The sequence below is a fragment of the Sphingobium sp. LMC3-1-1.1 genome (assembly GCF_040676285.1).
In the GTDB taxonomy this organism is placed as follows: domain Bacteria; phylum Pseudomonadota; class Alphaproteobacteria; order Sphingomonadales; family Sphingomonadaceae; genus Sphingobium.
The window spans coordinates 666,163-684,286 of the sequence record NZ_JBEGHQ010000001.1; the positions used below are offsets into that span (position 1 = coordinate 666,163).

16 protein-coding genes are annotated in these 18,124 nt (G+C 64.4%); 11 read left to right on the plus strand and 5 right to left on the minus strand.

Annotated elements, in window-relative coordinates; all coding sequences use genetic code 11:
• Positions 1–418 precede the first annotated feature (418 nt).
• The 3 genes from lepB (at position 419) to era (ending at position 2,892) form a co-directional block, all read left to right on the plus strand.
• Entirely contained in the window at positions 419–1,243 is an 825-nt protein-coding gene (gene lepB, locus MRBLMC3_RS03245) for a signal peptidase I (RefSeq protein ID WP_133652043.1), read from the plus strand.
• A complete protein-coding gene (rnc, locus tag MRBLMC3_RS03250; RefSeq protein WP_363825762.1) occupies positions 1,198–1,911 on the plus strand; it encodes a ribonuclease III in 714 nt (237 codons plus the stop codon). The genes lepB and rnc overlap by 46 nt, the downstream gene beginning before the upstream one ends.
• Positions 1,912–1,983: 72 nt before the next feature.
• Positions 1,984–2,892 (plus strand): GTPase Era, encoded by a 909-nt coding sequence (gene era, locus MRBLMC3_RS03255; protein ID WP_363734787.1) that lies wholly within the window; start codon positions 1,984–1,986, stop codon positions 2,890–2,892.
• A gap of 66 nt (positions 2,893–2,958) precedes the next feature.
• Here the strand turns inward: era and topA are convergent, their stop codons facing one another.
• From topA to plsY, 3 genes are all read right to left on the minus strand, one after another.
• Positions 2,959–5,547 carry a type I DNA topoisomerase gene (gene topA, locus MRBLMC3_RS03260; RefSeq protein ID WP_363754288.1) on the minus strand — a complete coding sequence of 863 codons (2,589 nt, stop codon included), beginning with the start codon at positions 5,545–5,547 and terminating at the stop codon, positions 2,959–2,961.
• Positions 5,548–5,664: 117 nt separating this feature from the next.
• A complete protein-coding gene (gene dprA, locus MRBLMC3_RS03265) occupies positions 5,665–6,747 on the minus strand; it encodes a DNA-processing protein DprA (RefSeq protein ID WP_363754291.1) in 1,083 nt (360 codons plus the stop codon).
• The gene (gene plsY, locus MRBLMC3_RS03270; RefSeq protein WP_363826627.1) at positions 6,744–7,358 is read right to left on the minus strand and encodes a glycerol-3-phosphate 1-O-acyltransferase PlsY; all 615 of its coding nucleotides are present in this window, start codon (positions 7,356–7,358) and stop codon (positions 6,744–6,746) included. Before plsY ends, dprA begins: the two co-directional genes overlap by 4 nt.
• A gap of 189 nt (positions 7,359–7,547) precedes the next feature.
• Here plsY and murI point away from each other — a divergent pair, with 189 nt between their 5' ends.
• Both murI and hemA read left to right on the plus strand, forming a co-directional pair.
• A complete protein-coding gene (gene murI, locus MRBLMC3_RS03275) occupies positions 7,548–8,351 on the plus strand; it encodes a glutamate racemase (RefSeq protein ID WP_363825765.1) in 804 nt (267 codons plus the stop codon).
• A gap of 154 nt (positions 8,352–8,505) precedes the next feature.
• On the plus strand, positions 8,506–9,726 hold the full coding sequence (gene hemA, locus MRBLMC3_RS03280) for a 5-aminolevulinate synthase (RefSeq protein WP_363734783.1): 1,221 nt from the start codon (positions 8,506–8,508) through the stop codon (positions 9,724–9,726).
• An 18-nt stretch (positions 9,727–9,744) separates the two neighbouring features.
• On the opposite strand, the gene MRBLMC3_RS03285 is transcribed toward hemA, so the two are convergent.
• Together MRBLMC3_RS03285 and MRBLMC3_RS03290 are read right to left on the minus strand one after the other, a co-directional pair.
• The gene (locus MRBLMC3_RS03285) at positions 9,745–10,392 is read right to left on the minus strand and encodes a class I SAM-dependent methyltransferase (protein WP_363825766.1); all 648 of its coding nucleotides are present in this window, start codon (positions 10,390–10,392) and stop codon (positions 9,745–9,747) included.
• Positions 10,392–11,609, minus strand: coding sequence for a DUF3419 family protein (locus MRBLMC3_RS03290; protein ID WP_363825769.1), 1,218 nt, complete (start codon positions 11,607–11,609; stop codon positions 10,392–10,394). The genes MRBLMC3_RS03285 and MRBLMC3_RS03290 overlap by 1 nt, the downstream gene beginning before the upstream one ends.
• A gap of 132 nt (positions 11,610–11,741) precedes the next feature.
• On the opposite strand from MRBLMC3_RS03290, the gene MRBLMC3_RS03295 reads away from it, so the two are divergent.
• The 6 genes from MRBLMC3_RS03295 (at position 11,742) to MRBLMC3_RS03320 (ending at position 18,079) form a co-directional block, all read left to right on the plus strand.
• Positions 11,742–12,734, plus strand: coding sequence for a ligase-associated DNA damage response exonuclease (locus MRBLMC3_RS03295; protein ID WP_363825771.1), 993 nt, complete (start codon positions 11,742–11,744; stop codon positions 12,732–12,734).
• Between the two features lie 81 nt (positions 12,735–12,815).
• Positions 12,816–14,399 (plus strand): cisplatin damage response ATP-dependent DNA ligase, encoded by a 1,584-nt coding sequence (locus tag MRBLMC3_RS03300; protein ID WP_363825774.1) that lies wholly within the window; start codon positions 12,816–12,818, stop codon positions 14,397–14,399.
• Between the two features lie 162 nt (positions 14,400–14,561).
• Positions 14,562–15,080, plus strand: coding sequence for a DUF1993 domain-containing protein (locus MRBLMC3_RS03305; protein WP_363734777.1), 519 nt, complete (start codon positions 14,562–14,564; stop codon positions 15,078–15,080).
• A gap of 82 nt (positions 15,081–15,162) precedes the next feature.
• On the plus strand, positions 15,163–15,510 hold the full coding sequence (locus MRBLMC3_RS03310; protein ID WP_363754311.1) for a GFA family protein: 348 nt from the start codon (positions 15,163–15,165) through the stop codon (positions 15,508–15,510).
• An 84-nt stretch (positions 15,511–15,594) separates the two neighbouring features.
• Positions 15,595–16,815: a saccharopine dehydrogenase family protein gene (locus MRBLMC3_RS03315; protein ID WP_363825777.1), complete on the plus strand. Its 1,221-nt coding sequence runs from the start codon at positions 15,595–15,597 to the stop codon at positions 16,813–16,815.
• Positions 16,816–16,906: 91 nt separating this feature from the next.
• Entirely contained in the window at positions 16,907–18,079 is a 1,173-nt protein-coding gene (locus MRBLMC3_RS03320) for a carboxynorspermidine decarboxylase (protein WP_363734773.1), read from the plus strand.
• The last annotated feature ends 45 nt before the right edge of the window (positions 18,080–18,124 follow it).

Consider the following 18,124-nt stretch of genomic DNA (forward strand, 5'->3'; position numbering starts at 1 on the left):
TGCACCTGTCGATTCTTGCCATCCTAGCCAAGTCGTTCCGCTATTGCACCGTCAAGCAGGAAAAATCAGGCGGCAAGGGTCTATCGGGTGACGATCGCCCGGTCGTCGAAAAGGGTTGCCTTTCATAGGATGACGAACCGAAAAATGGCGGTTTTTCGTGCAGCATAGGAACATCGGAAGCGCGGCAAATCATCATGTGCGGGCCGTCAGCGCTGAATGGCGATCCATCCTGGAGCATCGTGCGCAGAAGCGGGAACCGGTTTTGCGCAAAAACGATGCGACATCAAAAGAATAGAACGCGCTGGATGAGTCGGATTTGACGCGACGCGCTCTAGCGCGCTTGACGGCGGCTTTACTAACCCGCAAAAGCCGCGACGGCCTGTTTTCAGGGCGAAATGAAGGAAAAGACGACCAAAGCATGAGCGCAAAATCCGAAACGCGGGATTTCCTCTGGTTTCTCGCAAAGCTGGCGGTGTTCGTCTTCGTCCTTCGCAGCTTCATCGTATCGCCCTTCAACATCCCGTCGGAATCGATGCAGCCGCGCCTGCTGATCGGGGATTATCTGCTGGTGGCGAAATGGCCCTATGGCTATTCGCGCTATTCCCTGCCCTTCGGCATCCCGCTGATCCCCGGCCGCATCTTCGCATCCACGCCCCATCGCGGCGACGTGGTGGTGTTCAAGGCGCCGCCAAACCAGAAGAACGACTATATCAAGCGCGTCATCGGCCTGCCCGGCGACATGATCTCGGTACGCGGCGGCACCGTCTATCTGAACGGCCAGGCGATTCCCAAGCAGAAGGTGGCCGACCTCGTCATACCCGTCACCCCCAATATGGTCGACGCGGCGGAAAAGGAAGGCAGTCCCTCCCCCTGCTACCGCCCGAAGTTCGAGGAAGCCGCACCCGATGGCGGGCGCCAGTGCCGCTATCCCCAATATCGGGAGACGCTGCCGGGCGGCAAAAGCTACAATGTGCTTGACCTGGTGCCGGACGGCGCGGCCGACGACCGCGACACGGTGGTCGTGCCGGAAGGCCATCTCTTCATGATGGGCGACAATCGGGATCGCAGCGCGGACAGCCGCTTCCCGGCGGTCGAAGGTGGCGGCATCGGCCTGGTGCCGGAGGAAAATCTGGTGGGGAAGGCGATGGTCTCCGTCTTCTCGACCGACGGCAGCGCGAACTGGCTGCTGCCCTGGACATGGTTCACCGCCGCGCGCTGGAGCCGGATCGGGGAAGGCTTTTGACGAAACCGGACACCGAAGGCTGGCTCAAGACCCTGATCGGCCGCACGCCGCGGGATCCGGCCGCCTTCGATCAGGCGCTGACCCATGGCAGCGCCAGTGCGGTGAATTACGAACGGCTGGAATTTCTTGGCGACCGCATACTCGGCCTGCTGGTCGCGGAATGGCTCTATGACCGCTTTTCCGGCGAACCGGAAGGCAAGCTCTCCCGCCGCTTCAACGCCCTGGTATCGGGCGAGACCTGTGCCGACGTCGCCCGCAGCGCCGGGGTTCCCGCTCATCTGGTGCTGGGAAAGCAGGCCCGCGACGATGGCGCGGCGGACAGCGACAATGTCCTGGGCGACGTCATGGAGGCGCTGATCGGCGCGCTCTATCTGGAAGGCGGGCTGGAGGAAGTCCGCGCCTTGGTTCGCCGCCTCTGGGCCGACCGCGTCGATACCCAGGCGAGCGCGCCCAAACACCCCAAATCCGCTCTTCAGGAATGGGCGGCCGCCAACAAGCGCAAGCCGCCGGAATATGCGATGACCGACCGCTCCGGCCCGCACCACGCCCTGAAATTCACGGTCACCGTCAGCATCAGGGGCGCGGGCGAGGCAAGCGCATCGGGCGGTTCCAAGCAGGAAGCGGAAACGGCGGCGGCAAGGGCCCTGTTGGAAAAGCTGGGCGGCTGATCCTGTCCCAAAGCCTGATTTTACGGTAGGAAAGAAGCCCGGCGAAAGGCGCCGGGTGAACGGAGTTCTTGTTTGACGATCGATCTCGACAATCAACGTTGCGGCGTAATCGCCATCGTCGGCGCCCCCAATGCGGGCAAATCGACGCTGGTAAATGCCCTTGTCGGCCAGAAGGTGGCGATTACCAGCCCCAAGGCGCAGACCACCCGGACCCGCGTCATGGGCGTCGCGATCGAGGGAGCGGCACAGATGGTGCTGGTCGACACGCCCGGCATCTTCGCGCCCCGACGCCGGCTGGACCGCGCCATGGTGCAGGCCGCCTGGGGCGGCGCGCAGGGCGCTGACCTGATCGCGCTGGTCGTCGACGGCAAGGCCGGGCTGGGCGCCAAGATGGAACCGATCATTTCCGCCCTCGCCGCCCGCCCGGAAAAGAAATGGCTGATCCTCAACAAGGTCGATATCGCCATCAAGGAAAAGCTGCTGGTCCACACCCAGAAGCTCTACGAGCAGCTCGATATCGCCGAGACATTTTTCGTCAGCGCCGCCACCGGCGATGGCCTTCCCGAACTCAAGGCCGCCTTTGCCAGGGCCATGCCGGAAGGCCCCTGGCATTTCCCGGAGGATCAGGTTTCCGACGCCACCGATCGCATGCTGGCCGCCGAGATCACCCGCGAGCAGCTCTATCACCAACTCCATGCCGAACTGCCCTATGCCGCCGCAGTGGACACCGAAAAATATAGCGAGCGCGAGGACGGTTCCGTCGAAATCCACCAGCAGATACTGGTCGGCCGCCCCAGCCAGCGCGCCATCGTGCTGGGCAAGGGCGGTCAGCGCCTCAAGGAAATCGGATCAAAGGCGCGCGCCGAACTGGCCAGCCTGCTGGGCGTCAAGGTCCATCTCTACCTCCACGTCAAGGTGAAGGAGGATTGGGAGGATGACCGCTTCATCTACCGCGACATCGGTCTGGATTGGGTGGAGTGAATCCATCCAATAATGCGACGTGCTCCTGCGCAGGCAGGAGTACGTCGCGCCTCGCTTGAAGGGTGGCTATTCCGCCGCCACCTTCTTCTTCGCAGGCGCCTTTTTCGCAGCAGGCTTCTTGGCCGCACCCTTTTTCGCCGGAGCCTTCTTCCCCTTCTTCGCCGGCGCCGCCGCAGCCCGCGCGTCGATCAGCTGCGCCGCCTCCTCCAGCGTCAAGGCATCCTGCTCGATCGTCTTGGGCAAGGTCGCATTGGTCGTGCCATCGGTCACATAAGGGCCATAGCGCCCCGCCATCAGCTTGATCTCGGCCTCCGTGCGCGGATGCTTGCCAAGCACCTTCAACGGCTCCCGCGAGGAAGCCCCCCGCCCGCCCTTGTTCGCCGCGTCGGCCAGCTTGGCGACGGCGCTGTTCATCCCCACCTCGAAAATCTCGGCGGTCGATGACAGGCGGCCATATTTGCCGTCATGCAGCAAATAGGGCCCGAAACGCCCGATATTGGCCACGATCGGCTTGCCCGTCTCCGGATGCAGCCCGACCTCGCGGGGCAGGCTTAACAGCTTCACGGCCCAATCCAGCGTCATCTCGCCATCGGGCAGGTCCTTGGGAATGGAACCGCGCTTGGCCTCCTTCCCCTCGCCCATCTCGATATAGGGGCCGAAACGACCGGATTTCCGGACGATGTCCTGCCCGGTTTCCGGATGCTTGCCCAGCACCTCCGGACCCGTATCCTCGTCGCCTTCCTTGCCGCCCGGCTGACCGAACTTCCGCGTATATTTGCACTCGGGATAGTTGGAGCAGGCAATGAACGCCCCAAAGCGTCCGCCACGCAGCGCCAACTGCCCGTCGCCGCACATGGGGCAGGCGCGCGGATTGCTGCCGTCGGCCCTGGGCGGAAACAGCATCGGCTCCAGGAACTTGTCCAGCTCCGCCGTGATGTCGGACGGTTTCTGCTCCATCACCTCGGCGGTCTTCGGCTTGAAGTCGCGCCAAAAGGCTTCCAGCACCGCCTGCCACTGGGCGCGGCCGCCGGAAATATCGTCCAGTTCTTCTTCCAGCCCCGCGGTGAAGTCATAGGAGACATAGCGTTCGAAGAAACGCTCGAGGAAGGCCGTCACCAGCCGCCCGCTCTCCTCGGCGAAGAAGCGGTTCTTCTCCACCCGCACATAGTCGCGGTCCTTGAGCACCTGAAGCGTGGAGGCATAGGTGGACGGACGCCCGATCCCCAGTTCCTCCAGCTTCTTGACCAGCGACGCTTCCGAATAACGCGGCGGCGGCTGGGTGAAATGCTGCTCCGCCGTCACTTTCTTCTTCGCCGGCGCGTCGCCCGCGACCATGCGCGGCAGCAGCTTGCTGTCATCCTCCTCGGCATCGGCGGAGGCCTGTTTGCCGGAGCCGCGCTCAGGATCGTCACGGCCCTCTTCATAGAGCGCCAGGAATCCCGGGAAGATCACCACCTGACCCGTGGCGCGCAGCCCATGTTGCCCGGTCGCATCCACCAGATCGACGGTGGTCCGCTCCATGCGCGCCGAAGCCATCTGGCTTGCCAGCGCCCGCTTGAAGATCAGGTCGTAAAGCCGCGCATGATCGCCCGAACCGACCTTTTCACGACCAAATTCGGTCGGACGGATGGCTTCGTGCGCTTCCTGGGCATTCTTGGCCTTGGTCTGATATTGGCGCGGCTTTTCGGGCAGATAGCCGCCGTCATAGCGCTCCGCGATCGCCTTGCGCGCGGCGGAAATGGCGCTGCCGTCCATCTGCACGCCGTCGGTACGCATATAGGTGATCGCGCCGTCCTCATAGAGCTGCTGCGCGACCCGCATCGTATGGCTGGCCGAGAAGCCGAGCTTGCGCGCCGCCTCCTGCTGGAGCGTCGAGGTCGTGAACGGCGGCGGAGGGTTGCGCGAAACCGGCCTGGTCTCGACCTTCTCGACGGTGAAGCGCCCCGCCTCCACATCCGCCTTCGCGGCCATGGCGTCGCCTTCCCTGCCGATGGTCAGCCGGTCGATCTTCTCCCCGCGCCACCTGACGAGCCGGGCGGTGAAGCCCTGTCCGCCCTGCTCCATCTCGGCCGCGACGGACCAATATTCCTGCGGCACGAAACTCTCGATCTCGCGCTCGCGCTCGACCACCAGCCGCAACGCCACCGACTGCACGCGCCCCGCCGACTTGGCGCCCGGCAACTTGCGCCACAGCACCGGCGACAGGGTAAAGCCCACCAGATAATCCAGCGCCCGCCGCGCCCGATAGGCGTCGATCAGATCCTCGTCCAACGCGCGCGGCTGCGCCATCGCGTCCGTCACCGCCTGCTTGGTGATCGCGTTGAAGGTGACGCGGTCGACCTTCTGCGGCAGCGCCTTCTTGGCGCGCAGCACCTCCTGCACATGCCAGCTGATGGCCTCCCCTTCGCGATCAGGGTCAGTCGCCAGGATCAGGCGCGTCGCCTTCCTGGCTTCATCGGTTATGGCTTTCAGCTGCTTGCCCTTGTCGCCATAATTTTCCCAACTCATGGCAAAGCCGTTGTCGGGGTCCACCGACCCGTCCTTCGGCGGCAGGTCGCGAATATGCCCATAGCTGGCCAGCACGTGGAAATCGCCGCCCAGATATTTTTCGATGGTCTTCGCCTTGGCCGGCGATTCAACGATGACAAGTTGCATTCATGCCCCGGTTCAAATTGTCTCTCACGTACACGCGCGAGTCTGAAAGCTGTTTTGGCCCCCCGTCAACCCGCCGCGATGCAGCGGGCATCCGAACATGCGGCATAACGCTCGCGCTCAGGACAGGCTGACCTTTCCCCCCGCATGCCGCTCCAGCCGCGCTGCAAGCTCCAGTTCCAGCAGCACCGTCTGCACGACCGCGGGGCCAAGGCCGGACAAGCGGATCAGTTCGTCCACCGGCACGGGCGCCGGACCCAGCAGCGCGACGATCGACGCCCGCTCCCGATCGGCCACGTCGCCCGACGGCGGCTCGCCCGAAAAATCGCTTCCCGGCTGGCGAACCATGCGCGGATCGATGGCGCCGATCGCCTCGATCACGTCGGCGGCGCTCTGGATCAGCACCGCGCCCTCCCGAATCAGCTGGTTGCACCCCTGGGCGCGGGGATCGATCGGGGAACCGGGCACGGCCATGACCTCCCGCCCCGCCTCGCCCGCCAGCCGCGCCGTGATCAGCGAGCCGGACCTGGGCGCCGCCTCGACGACAACGGTGCCCCTCGCCAGCCCGGCGATGATCCTGTTGCGCGCCGGAAACTGCCGCGCCAGGGGCTGCGTGCCCGGCGGATGCTCGGTGACCAGCAATCCTTCCTCCGCCAACCGCTCCTGCAACTCGGCATTTTCAGGCGGAAAGGCGATGTCGATGCCGCAGGCGATGACGGCGATGGTGCCGCTTTCCAGCGCGCCCTGATGCGCGGCGGTGTCAATTCCCCGCGCCAGCCCCGAAACCACCACGGCGCCTCGCTGCCCCAGTTCCTGCGCCAGCGTTCGGGCGAAACGGCATGCCGCGGCGGAGGCATTGCGCGCGCCCACCATCGCCACGCATTCGCGCCCCGCCAGCGACACATGCCCGCGCACGATCAGCGCCGGCGGCGCGCCTTCCATCTGGTCCAGCAGGAAGGGATAATCGGCATCGCCGATGATGAGGTAGCGGGCGCCAGCCGCCCGGCTGCGCGCAATTTCCTGTTCGACGATCTGCGCGTCGATGATGCTCGCCTTGCCCCCGCCCCGCGCCGCCATGTCCGGCACGGCGCGCAAGGCCTCGCCCGCCGTGCCGAAGCGCGCCATCAACTGGCGGAATGTCACGGGGCCGATGCGCGGCGAACGGATCAGGCGCAGGCGGTTGAACCGCTCCTGCTCGCTCATTCCCCGCCCGCAGCCTTTTTCGAAGCACCGACCTTCGGCTCCGTCCCCCTGGCAAGCCGCGCGATATTCGCCCGATGCCGCCACAGCACGATCAGCGCGAGCGCCAGCGCGACGGGAACCAGGTCGATCCGGCCAAAACACCACATGGCGACAGGCGCGCTCACCGCCGCCGACATGCCGCCGACGGAGGACCATTTCGTCCCGAACAGCGCCCCCAGCCACACGACCGCGAAGACGATTCCCGCCGGCCAGTACAGCGCCGTCACCACGCCCATCATCGTCGCCACGCCCTTGCCACCGGCAAAACGGAGCCAGACCGGATAGCAATGGCCGATAAAGGCCATGGCGCCCGCCATCGGCCCACCGCCCTCGATCAGCGCCGAACCGATCAGCACCGCCGCCGCGCCCTTCAGCAGGTCGAGCAGCAGCGTCGCCGCCGCCAGCCCCTTGCGCCCCGTCCGCAGCACATTGGTCGCGCCGATATTCCCCGACCCGATCTTGCGCAGGTCGCCCGCGCCGGTGACGCGCGTCAGCAGCAGGCCGAAGGGAATGGAACCCAGCAGATAACCGATCAGCAGGACGAATGCGGGAAGTAGCCAGGGAGGAGTCATGATCTCGCCATTATGGTTGCGGCGCGACCATAGCGTTCCCGGCGCGCCGGGCAACCCTTGGAGGGGCGCCTTGCACACACCGGAACCCGGCCTGGGCAGCCGCCCGATGAAAGGCCGCCCGTTGACAGCCCAGCCGCTGACAGGCCGCCCGTTGACAGGAATGCCGGACGTCGCGACATATCGGGCATAATGACCGTCGCACCCCATGCACCCCTGCTGTTCTTCGATTCCGGCGTCGGCGGGCTTTCCATCCTTGGCCCGGCACGCGCCGCACTGCCCAACGCGCCGGTCGTCTATGCGGCCGACAGTGCAGGCTTCCCCTATGGAACCAAGAGCGAGGCGGAAATCGCCGCCCGCGTTCCCGCCCTGCTGGGCCGGCTGGTGGAACGATACCGCCCACGACTGGCCGTCATCGCCTGCAACACCGCCTCCACCATCGCGCTGCCGGCGGTGCGCGCGGCGCTCGACATTCCCGTCGTCGGCACGGTGCCGGCGATCAAGCCCGCCGCCCTGCTGTCCCAAAGCCGCGTCTTTGGCGTGCTTGGCACGGACGCCACGGTGCGCCAGCCCTATGTCGACCGGCTCGCGGCCGAACATGGCGCCGATTGCACGGTCCTGCGCCATGGGTCGGCCGCGCTGGTCCAGCTTGCCGAGGCGAAATTGCGCGGCGAACCGCTCGATCCCGCCATAGCGCGCGACGCGCTGGCCGGCCTGCTCGATCAGCCCGGCGGCGACAGGATGGACATAGTGGTCCTCGCCTGCACGCATTTTCCGCTGGTAGAGGCCGAACTGGCCGCCGCATCGCCGCGCCCGCTCCGCTTCGTGCATGGGGGAGAGGGCATTGCGCGCCGCATCGCCTACCTGACAGTGGGGCAGGAATGGCCGTCCGTCCCGTCCCCCGGAACAGCGCTGTTCACGCGGCTGGACCAGGGCGTCGAACCTCTGCGCGCCGCGCTTGCCGGCTATGGGCTGCAGCGGATGGAGGGCCTTTGAAACGGGTGGACCTTTGGTCCAATCGCAAGCCTTTCTATCAGTGTGATAGGTAATTCTCCCTAAGGCTGCGAACGTTTATCACTGGTAATGGGCGGACACAGCAGGTAAATGCCCCTCGAAAGAGGGGAAGCGGGAATAGGGACTGGGCTTTCAGGTGAACTACAAGCACATCTTCACGCAGGCGATCGACCGGCTGCATAGCGAAGGCCGTTATCGCGTTTTCATCGACATCCTGCGCAACAAGGGCGCCTTCCCCAACGCCCGCTGCTTCCACGGCCATAATGGGCCAAAGCCCATCACCGTCTGGTGCTCCAACGACTATCTCGCCATGGGCCAGCATCCCAAGGTCGTCGCCGCGATGGAAGAGGCGCTGCACGATGTCGGCGCAGGCTCCGGCGGCACCCGCAATATCGGCGGCAACACCCATTATCATGTGGATCTGGAGGCGGAACTCGCCGACCTGCACGGCAAGGAAGGCGCGCTGCTGTTCACTTCGGGCTATGTCTCGAATGAAGCGACGCTCTCTACCCTCGCCCGGATCCTGCCCGGCTGCATCATCTTCTCCGACGAACTGAACCACGCCTCGATGATCGCGGGCATCCGCAATTCGGGCTGCGAAAAGCGCGTCTTCCGCCACAATGACGTCGACCATCTGCGCGAACTTCTCGCCGCCGAAGATCCCGACGTGCCCAAGCTGATTGCCTTTGAAAGCGTCTATTCGATGGACGGCGACGTCGCCCCGATAGCGGCGATCTGCGACCTGGCGGACGAATTCAACGCGCTCACCTATCTGGACGAGGTTCATGCAGTCGGCATGTACGGCCCGCGCGGCGGCGGCATTTCGGAACGCGATGATGTCGCACATCGTCTGACCATCATCGAAGGCACGCTGGGCAAGGCGTTCGGCGTCATGGGCGGCTATATCGCCGCCGACCAGATGATCGTGGACGTGATCCGCAGCTATGCGCCGGGCTTCATCTTCACCACCTCCCTCTCCCCGGTACTCGTGGCCGGCGTGCTGGCCAGCGTGCGCCACCTCAAGCAGTCGAGCGAGGAACGCGAAGGCCAGCAGGCGTCCGCCGCGACCCTGAAGCGCCTGATGGCCGAAGCCGGCCTGCCGGTCATGCCATCGGTGACGCACATCGTCCCGCTGATGGTGGGCGATCCGGTCAAGGCGAAGCGGATCAGCGACATTTTGCTCGCGGAATATGGCGCCTATGTGCAGCCGATCAATTACCCCACCGTGCCGCGCGGCACGGAACGCCTGCGCTTCACGCCGGGACCGGCGCACAGCGAAGCGATGATGCGCGAACTGGTCGATGCCCTGGTGGAAATCTGGGATCGTCTGGAACTGGAATTCAGGAAGGCGGCCTGAACGGTCGCCTTCCAAGATTCACAGCCGGATCAACCCGCCCCTGACCGCATAGCCCCGATACAGGCTCCGGCTATGCGGAAAGCCGCCCAGGTCCGCCGCCACTCTTCCGATCGCCTGCCCCAGTCCCGCCCGCGGCGACACATGGAATCGGGCGAGCCATCCGAACAGGGCCCGCCTCCAGAAGCCCGGCAGACCATCCTGTTGCCCGAAATCGACAAACTCCAGCTTGCCGCCCGGCGCCACGCACCCTGCGGCCTGCCGCAAAGCGCTTTCCCAATCCGGTATCATCGACAGCGCATAGCTGATGAACACCCGCTCGAACCGCTCCCGCCCGAACAGCGCCCCTGCATCGAAAGCGCAGGCATCGCCCTGCGCCAGCACGACGCGATCCGCCAGCCCCGCCTTCATCACGGCCTTCCGCGCCGTCTTCAGCATCGCTTCGGATATGTCGACCCCGTAAAGCCGCGCTTCCGGCCAGGCCTTGCCCACGGCGATCAGGTTGCGCCCGGTGCCGCAACCAATCTCCAGCACCGCCCCACCGGCCGGCGGGGTCAGATCGGCAATCAGAGCATCACGCCCCAGCAGGTAGAATTTGCGGGAAAGGTCATAAATATGCCGCTGGCGCCGATAGACGCTGTCCATCAGCCCCCCATGCCCGCCCGTCATCACGCGTCGCCCAGCACATAAAGGTGGACGCCGCCATAGATGGCCGAACGATCCCGCGCCGTATAGTCGCGTGATTCCCCGGCCCGATAGACCCAGCGCGCCAGCAACGCCTCATCGACCCGGCCCGGCAGGATGCTCGGCTCGCCCGCCGTCCGGAACAGCACCCGCGCACCGGGCCTGGCCGTCCGCGTGATCTGCGCCCAGAGCGCATTCAACTGCGCATCATCCATCCAGTCCTGCGCGTCGAGCAGGATGTAGCGATCCGCCGACCCTGCCTGCTGCGACGCCAGGAAGTCGGTGAAATTCCCATGCCGGACGTCCACCCGCCCGGCCCGTTCCACCACGGCTGCATGGTTCGCCGCCTGCAAATAGGGCGGCAAGGGGCCAGTCCCGCCGGCATAACCGCGTCCAAAGGCCTGCACCGCAAAGTAATTGTCCTTGAGGTCGAAACCGCAGGCCAGCTTCTCCAGCCGCGCCTTCAGCACGCTGTCCATCCGCTCGTCCCCGGCCAGCGCCTCATATTGCGCGGGCGGAATGCCAAGGCCGAAGAGCGAAGCAGGCTGGCTCGTCAGCCACCGCATGAACGCGCTGTCGAACACCGGCGCCAGTTCGGTTTCGAAGATCGCCCGCTGCTCCTCGCGCGACTTCGCGTCCAGCATCCGGCGCGGATCGACGCCATGCAGCCGCGCCAGCAGATGTGCCGCACCGATGAAGCGCCCGAGCAGCCCATGCCGGTAGATCCCCCGCGCAAAGCCGCCGATCCGCCGCCGCCCGATGAAATCCCGCCCTTCCCAGTAGCGCCGCGTCGCATCGTCCAGCACAGGCGCGACGAAGGCGCGATAAGCCGCCACATTCTCCTTGCTGTCCGCCCTGGCGAAGAAGCGATGGAACGCCTCATGGTCGGGCAGCGCCTGCGCCGCCGCCAGCTTCAACCGGTTGAGCGCGATATGCGCGGTGTTAAGGTCGACCGCGGTGATCCTCGCGGGATTGGCCGTCAGATAGCTCAGGACATTGCACCCGCCCGAAGCGATGGTGACGACATGGCTGTCCGGCCCGATCGCCAGCGCTTCCATGTCGACCTGCGGATCTTCCCAGATCTGCGCGTAGACAAGGCCCCGGAAGGCGAAGGTGAAGGCCCGCTCCAACAACCCCTGCCTTGACAGATGCCGATGCCGGTGCACCGCGCGGATTACATTCTGGTGAGCCGTAGATGCCATGTGCCGCGCCTCCTCGCCATCGGTCGTCCCGGCGCGCTTAGGGCAATGGCATGTCGTCCCCGTGACGATCCGGTTACGACAATATGAAGCCCTTGCGGAACCAAGCGGCGCGTTCCACCTTCTTCCTCAGCAATGCCTCACTGGATCGAACCACACCCCACCGGCATCTATGTCCGCCCCGCGGATGCCTGGATCGATCCTTCCGTCCCGCAGGAACGCGCACTCGTCACCCATGGCCATGCCGATCATGCGCGCGGCGGGCACGGCCATGTCTGGGCGACGCGGGAAACCCTGGCGATCATGGCCCTGCGCTACGGCACCGCATCGGGCACGGCGGTCTCCTATGGCGAAGAGATCCGCATGAACGGGGTCACGATCAGCTATGTGCCCGCCGGCCATGTGCTGGGTTCGGCGCAGATCCTGTTGTCCCATGCAGGCGAACGCATCGTCGTCACCGGCGATTACAAGCGCCGCCCCGATCCCACCTGCAAGGCGTTCGAACCCGTGCCGTGCGACATCTTCGTCACCGAAGCGACATTCGGCCTTCCCGTCTTCCGCCATCCCGATACGGGCAGCGAGGTCGACCGGCTGCTTGCGGCCCTGCACGCCAATCCGGAACGCTGCATCCTGGTCGGCGCATATGCCCTTGGCAAGGCGCAGCGCCTGATCTGCGAACTGCGCGCCAGGGGGCATCACGACCCGATCCACATCCATGGCGCACTGGAGCGGATGTGCGCCCTTTACGAACAGTTCGGCGTCCCCCTGGGCGATCTCCGCCCGGCAACCGGCCTCCCCGCCGGAGAAATGCGCGGCCGCATCATCCTGTCACCACCCTCCGCCCTCAATGACCGCTGGAGCCGCCGCCTGCCCGACCCCATCACCGCCATGGCGTCAGGCTGGATGCGCGTCCGCCAGCGCGCCCGGCAACGCAATGTGGAATTGCCGCTGGTGATTTCCGACCATGCCGACTGGGACGAGCTGACCGACACCATCCGCGAAGTCGCCCCCGCAGAAACCTGGATCACCCATGGCCGGGAGGAAGCCCTGCTCCATTGGTGCATGACCCACCAGATGCGCGCCCGCGCCCTCGCGCTGGTCGGCCGCGAAGATGAGGATGAGGGGTGATGCGCCTGGCGATCTCCTCCTCTGGACTGCCCCCTTCGACGCCATCGCCAATCTTCCAGAGAAAGGCGTGCGGCTGGTGAGATGAGACAATTTTCCCAACTCCTCGACGGCCTCGTCTACACCCGCTCCCGCAACGGCAAGCTGGACCTGATCGCCAGCTATATGCGCAACGCCCCCGACCCGGACCGTGGCTGGGCGCTCGCCGCCCTCACCGGCAATCTGGACCTGAAAACCGTCAAGGCCTCTACCATAGCGGAAATGACCCGCGCCCGCGTCGATCCGGTGCTGTTCGACATGAGCCGCGACTATGTCGGCGACCTCGCCGAAACCGTGGCCCTCCTCTGGCCCAAGGCGCAGGACCAGCCGCAGGAGGTGGATGACGGCTCCCTCACCCTTTCCGCCATGGTCGACCGCCTCCATGACACCAGCCGGGCCGCCGCGCCCGCGACATTGGCGAAGATGATGGACCATCTCGACGCCCCGGGCCGCTTCGCCCTCCTCAAACTGGCGACCGGGGGCCTGCGCGTAGGCATTTCGGCCCGCCTCGCCAAGACCGGCTTCGCCCAGGCCTTCGGCCTGGATGTCGACGATGTGGAAGAATGCTGGCACGCTCTGGCGCCACCCTATGCCGAACTGTTCGCCTGGGCGGAGGGCCGCTCCGATCGCCCCGACCCCGCCGGCACGCCCTTCTTCCGGCCCTTCATGCTCGCCCACCCGCTGGAGGTGGAGAGCGTCGACCTCTCCGACTATGCCGCCGAATGGAAGTGGGACGGCATTCGCGTCCAGATCGTCGGCACGGGCGGGCAGACGCGCCTCTACAGCCGCGCAGGCGACGACATCACGGGCAGTTTCCCCGACATAGCCGAAGCCTTCCACCATCACGCGGTCCTCGACGGCGAACTGCTCGTCAAAGGCGAATTTCAGGGTGGCGAGGCCGCCAGCTTCAACGCGCTCCAGCAACGCCTGGGCCGCAAGGCGGTCACGACGAAGATGATGGAGGACTATCCCGCCTTCGTCCGTCTCTACGACATGTTGCTCGACGCCGACGAAGACCTGCGCGCCCTTCCTTGGGCTCAGCGCCGCGCAAGGCTCGAAATCATCGTCCCCCAGCTGGCACCCCACCGCTTCGACATCTCCGTCCTCATAGAAGCGCAGGATTTCTCCCAGCTAGCCGACATCCGCGCAGGCGCCCGCGACGCCGCCATCGAAGGCGTGATGCTCAAACGCCGCGACAGCCCCTATGTCGCCGGGCGGAAGGCCGCGCTCTGGTATAAATGGAAACGCGATCCCCTGACCGCCGATTGCGTGATGATGTATGCCCAGCGCGGCCACGGTAAACGTTCATCCTTCTATTCGGACTATACCTTTGGCTGCTGGACGGAGGATGGCGAACTGCTGCCGGTTGGGAAGGCCTATAGCGGCTTCACCGACGAGGAGCTGAAATGGCTCGACCGCTTCGTGCGCACCAATACGACAAACCGCTTCGGCCCGGTGCGCGAGGTGGAGAAATCGCTGGTGCTGGAGGTCGCCTTCGACAGCATCCATGAGAGCAAACGCCACAAATCGGGCCTGGCGATGCGCTTCCCCCGCATCGCCCGGATCAGGCGGGACAAGCCTGCGGCGGAAGCGGATACGGTGGCGGGATTGAAGTGGCTGGTAAGCTGACGCCCCATATCCTTCTCACTCGGCGGGAGAAGGATTGAAGCCTTGCTGAGCGAAGCGAAGTCAGGCGCAGTTGGATGAAAGCGACCAATTGCGGACCTCGGTGAGATGCGCCATCACATAGTCCATCCTGTTTCATGCCTTCCGCAAAGGACGAGATAGACAATGACGCTCTACGATGCCTTCGTGCCGGGTTGCCTTCAACTGTTGAAGTCGGTCCTGGGACTGCTTGAAAAAGCGGAAGCCTATTGCAATGAGCAGGGGCTCCCGGCTGGGCAATTGATCTATGCGAGGCTTGCCCCTGACATGTTCGACTTTGCCTATCAGGTAAAAAGCTGCACGGTCCACTCAATCGGCGCGATCCATGGCGTCCAGCATGGGAATTTTTCGCCGGATACTACGCCGCCGCCCGACAGCTTCGACGGCCTAAAGGCCAGGGTCGGCGAAGCGATGAAGGCGCTTGAGGCGCTCAGCGTCGCCGACTTGGACAAGTTGAGCGACAAACCGATGACATTCACGATCGGGGACAAGCTGCTCTGGAATTTCATAGGAAGGGACTTCTTCATGAGCTTTTCCCAACCCAATTTCTATTTTCACGTGACCACAGCCTATGACATTCTTCGCATGAGCGGCGTCCCGATTGGCAAGCGTGACTATCTGGGGAGCGTTCGTAAGCTCCCATAGTCGAACAGCGACTGTCCCACCCAACTCCGTCATTCCCTTAAACATCTCAACGCCATAAACTCCCCTCAAAAGGAGAGTCCCCATGCCCTACACCGGAAGCTGCCACTGCGGCGCAGTCACCTTCACCGTCGCCGCCGACGCGCCCAGCGAAGCCATGACCTGCAACTGCTCCCATTGCAGCCGCAAAGGCTTCGTGCTGACCTTCGTACCCGCCGACCAGTTCACCCTCGACAGCGGCGCGGACAAGCTCACCGACTATCAATTCTACAAGCACAACATCACCCATCAATTCTGCGCCACCTGCGGCACGCAGCCCTTCGCGCTCGGCAAGTCCCCCGATGGCCCGATGCGCGCCATCAACCTGCGCTGCGTGCCGGACGTCGATATCGACGCGCTCAAAATCAAAAAAGTCGACGGCGCCAGCTTCTGAACAGACTGACTTTGCGCTGTCACGCACAGCCCCTATATGGGCGCTTTCGCGCGTCAGGCGCGGCACAGCTATGGAGCAGTTGAATTGAGCAAGGTTCTGGTCATTGGCGCGGGCGGCGTCGGGTCTGTCGCGGTTCACAAGATGGCGATGAACCCTGATATCTTCAGCCACATCACGCTCGCCAGCCGCCGCATCGTCTCTTGCGAAAAGGTCGCCGAATCGGTCAAGGCCCGCACCGGCGTCACCATCGACGTGGCGCAGGTCGACGCCGACAATGTCGAGGAAACCATTGCCCTTATCGAGAAGGTGCAGCCCAGGCTGGTCGTCAACCTCGCTTTGCCCTATCAGGACCTGGCGATCATGGACGCCTGCCTCGCGACCAAGACCGACTATCTCGACACCGCCAATTACGAACCGCGCGACACGCCCAAGTTCGAATATAGCTGGCAATGGGCCTATCAGGAGCGTTTCAAGGAAGCCGGCATCACGGCCCTGCTGGGTTCGGGCTTCGACCCCGGCGTGACCAGCGTCTTTGCGTCCTACATCAAGAAGCATCTGCTCGACCGGATCGACACGCTCGACATTCTCGACTGCAATGGCGGCGACCACGGCCAGCATTTCGCCACCAACTTCAATCCGGAAATCAACATCCGCGAAGTCACCGCGCCGTCGCGCCACTGGGAGGGCGGCAAATGGGTCGAGGGCCCGGCGCTCAAGCACAAGCAGGTCTTCGACTTCGATCAGGTCGGCGAAAAGAACATGTACCTCATGTATCATGAGGAACTGGAAAGCCTCGCCAGACACTATCCCGAAATCAAGCGCATCCGCTTCTGGATGACCTTTGGCGACGCCTATCTGAAGCATCTGGAAGTGCTCCAGAATGTCGGCATGACCCGCATCGATCCCGTGATGTACAACGGTCAGGAGATCATCCCGCTCCAGTTCCTGAAGGCCGTTCTGCCCGAACCGTCCAGCCTGGGTCCGACCACAAAGGGCAAGACGAACATCGGCGACATCGCCACCGGCTTGAAGGACGGAAACCAGAAGACGGTCTATGTCTACAATGTCTGCGACCATGAGGACGCCTATGCCGAAACCGGCAACCAGGCGGTCAGCTACACCACCGGCGTCCCGGCGATGATCGGTGCCGCGCTGATGCTCACCGGCGCGTGGAAGGCCCCGCAATCCGAAGGTGGCGGCGTGTTCAACATCGAACAGTTCGATCCCGATCCCTTCATGGACATGCTGAACGCGCACGGCCTGCCCTGGCAGGTGAAGGAACTGGCCGCGCCGCTGGACTTTTAAATCAACATGCTCCTGCGAAGGCAGGAGCCCAGTCCCGCCGTCTGAACTGGGTTCCTGCCTGCGCAGGAACACGGCATCGAATGGAACGTAGATGGAAACCAAAGCCGGCGATCCCGCCGCCTTCGCCCATTTCGACCTGCACCGCGTCCCTTCGCCCGCCTTCGTGGTGGACGAGGCTGCGGTGCGCCGCAACCTCTCGGTCCTGCGCGACATTCGCGACCGCGCGGGGATCAGGGTGCTGGGCGCGCTCAAGGCCTTTTCCATGTGGTCGCTTGGGCCGGTGATCGGCGAGTATCTCGACGGCGTCTGCGCCTCCGGCATTTATGAAGCGCGCCTGGGCCGGGAAGAATATCGCGGCGAAGTCGCCACTTACTGCGCTGCCTACAAACCCGAAGATCTGGCCGAAATCCTCCGCATTTCGGACCATGTCATCTTCAACAGCCCCGGCCAGATCGCACGCCTGCGCCCGATCATCGACGATGCTCGAATGAACGGTGTGAACTTCGACATCGGCCTGCGCCTCAACCCCCTCCATGCCGAGGGCGAGGTGCCCAAATATGACCCGTCCCAACCCCATAGCCGCCTCGGCTTTCCCATCGACCAACTGCGCGCCGAACATCTGGTGGGCGTCGACGGGCTTCATGTCCACAATCTGTGCGAGCAGGATTTCCTGCCGCTCCAACGTACCTGGGCCGCGATCGAATCGCGCATCATGCCTCATGTCGGCGGCCTCAAATGGCTGAACTTCGGCGGCGGGCACCATGTCACGCGCGCCGATTACCAGATCGACGAACTGATCGCCTTCCTCCAGGCGACAAAGGCCCGAACCGGCCTTGAACTCTATATCGAGCCTGGTGAGGCGATGGCGCTGGACGCGGGCATATTGGTCGGTGAAATCCTCGACGTGATCGACAACGGCATGCCCGTCGCGATCACGGACATCTCCGCCACCTGCCACATGCCCGACGTGATCGAGGCGCCCTACCGCCCGGCCATGCTGCATGAGCAATCCGATGGGCCCGTCACGCGACTCGGCGGTCCATCCTGCCTCGCCGGGGACATCATCGGCGACTATCGCGTGCCCGGCGGCGCGACTCCGGGACGACGGATCGCCTTCCTCGATCAGGCCCATTATTCCATGGTAAAGACCAACACATTCAATGGCGTGCCGTTGCCCGCCATCTGGCTCTGGAACTCCGAAACCGACGAACTCAGGCAAATCCGGCAGTTTTCCTACCAGGATTTCAAGTCCCGTCTCTCCTGACGCACATCTCATAGCCGCCAGCGCAACAAATTTTACACACGCGCT